Here is a 1,649-nt window from a genome sequence, read left to right on the forward strand (position 1 = left end):
AGTSGCACGCTGATGAGTAACCTCGGTCTGGAGCTCGCTCTGGCAGAACTCTCGATTCCATTCATTCGTGCCAATGTCGGTGACCGTTATGTGATCGCCGAACTACTGGAGCGCAACTGGCTGGTAGGTGGTGAAAACTCGGGGCATATCGTCTGCTTCAATCACACCACCACTGGTGATGCAATCATTGCTGCGTTGCAGGTGCTGATGGCACTGAAAACCCGCAATGAAGGTCTTGCCCAAACGCGTCAGGCGTTGCGCAAGTGCCCTCAGATACTGATCAATGTGCGTTTCGGTGGTGGCGAAAGTCCGCTCGAGCACCCGGCGGTCAAGGAGGCCAGTGCGCGTGTAACCCAGGCAATGGCGGGTCGTGGTCGCGTGCTTCTACGCAAGTCCGGCACAGAGCCATTGGTGCGTGTGATGGTCGAAGGCGAGGATGAAACTCAGGTTCGCAGCTACGCCGAAGAACTGGCAAAACTGGTAACTGAAGTTTCTGCCTGATTCGGCTTGCCAGCCATGATTGTGTTGGGTAACATCTGCGCCCACTTTGACCGACGAGGTACAGCATGCGTCGCCCTATGGTAGCTGGTAACTGGAAGATGCACGGTACCCGCGCCAGCGTCGCTGAGCTGATCAACGGCCTTCGTCATCTGGCCTTGCCAAGCGGTGTTGATGTCGCGGTATTCCCGCCTTGCTTGCATATCAATCAAGTGATTGATGGTTTGAAAGGAAAATCGATTTCGGTCGGTGCGCAGAATTCTGCGGTGGAATCCATGCAAGGTGCATTGACCGGTGAAATTGCGCCGAGTCAGTTGGTGGATGCAGGTTGTTCCCTGGTGCTTGTCGGGCACTCCGAACGCCGCCAGATAATGGGCGAGCGAGACGGGATGCTGAATCGCAAGTTCGCAGCGGCACAGGCATGTGGCTTGATTCCGGTGTTGTGTGTAGGGGAGACCCTCGAGCAGCGCGAAGCCGGAAAAACTCTTGAGGTTGTCGGGCGTCAGCTGGGCAGCATCATCGAGGAGCTGGGTGTTGGTGCCTTTGCCAAGGCAGTCATTGCTTACGAGCCTGTCTGGGCCATTGGTACCGGACTGACTGCAACGCCGCAACAGGCTCAGGATGTGCATAAAGCCATTCGCGAGCAGTTGGCGGCAGAGAATTCTGAAGTCGCGCGAGGTGTGCGGCTTCTATACGGCGGCAGCGTGAAGGCGGCCAATGCGGTCGAACTGTTCGGCATGCCGGATATCGATGGGGGGCTCATTGGTGGAGCTTCCCTGAATGCAGATGAGTTCGGTGCGATTTGTCGCGCCGCGGGAAACTGAAAAAATGCTGGAAACAGTCGTAGTCGTTTTTCATCTGCTGGGTGCATTGGGCGTAGTTGCTCTGGTTTTGCTGCAGCAGGGTAAAGGTGCGGACGCTGGCGCGTCTTTCGGAGCAGGTGCTTCAAATACTGTGTTCGGAAGCCAAGGTTCCTCTACCTTTCTTAGTAAGTTTACTGCTATACTTGCCGCCGGTTTCTTCATAACCAGCTTGGGGTTAGGCTACTTTGCTAAAGAGAAGGCTCATCAGCTGACTCAAGCAGGTTTGCCAGATCCAGCAGTGTTGGAAGTACCAAAGCAACAACAACCGGCTTCTGATGATGTCCCGGT

General features: G+C 55.5%; 2 protein-coding genes and 1 pseudogene. All 3 read left to right on the plus strand.

The window, feature by feature from the left end; all coding sequences use genetic code 11:
* Nucleotides 1-501, plus strand: a pseudogene (glmM, locus tag HT737_RS19795) (phosphoglucosamine mutase); the annotation flags it as partial.
* 65 nt (nt 502-566) lie between these two features.
* Entirely contained in the window at nt 567-1,322 is a 756-nt protein-coding gene (gene tpiA / locus HT737_RS19800; protein ID WP_008088336.1) for a triose-phosphate isomerase, read from the plus strand.
* Nucleotides 1,323-1,326: 4 nt separating this feature from the next.
* Nucleotides 1,327-1,649: preprotein translocase subunit SecG (gene secG / locus HT737_RS19805; RefSeq protein ID WP_182403813.1), on the plus strand; the 323-nt coding region annotated here is incomplete at its 3' end.

This window comes from Pseudomonas sp. MD195_PC81_125 (assembly GCF_014060985.1).
Lineage (GTDB): Bacteria > Pseudomonadota > Gammaproteobacteria > Pseudomonadales > Pseudomonadaceae > Aquipseudomonas > Aquipseudomonas parakoreensis.

Bases quoted from the DNA above. Each gene is read 5' to 3' on its own strand.
- tpiA (WP_008088336.1), top strand. From the start codon at position 567: ATGCGTCGCCCTATGGTAGCTGGTAACTGGAAGATGCACGGTACCCGC.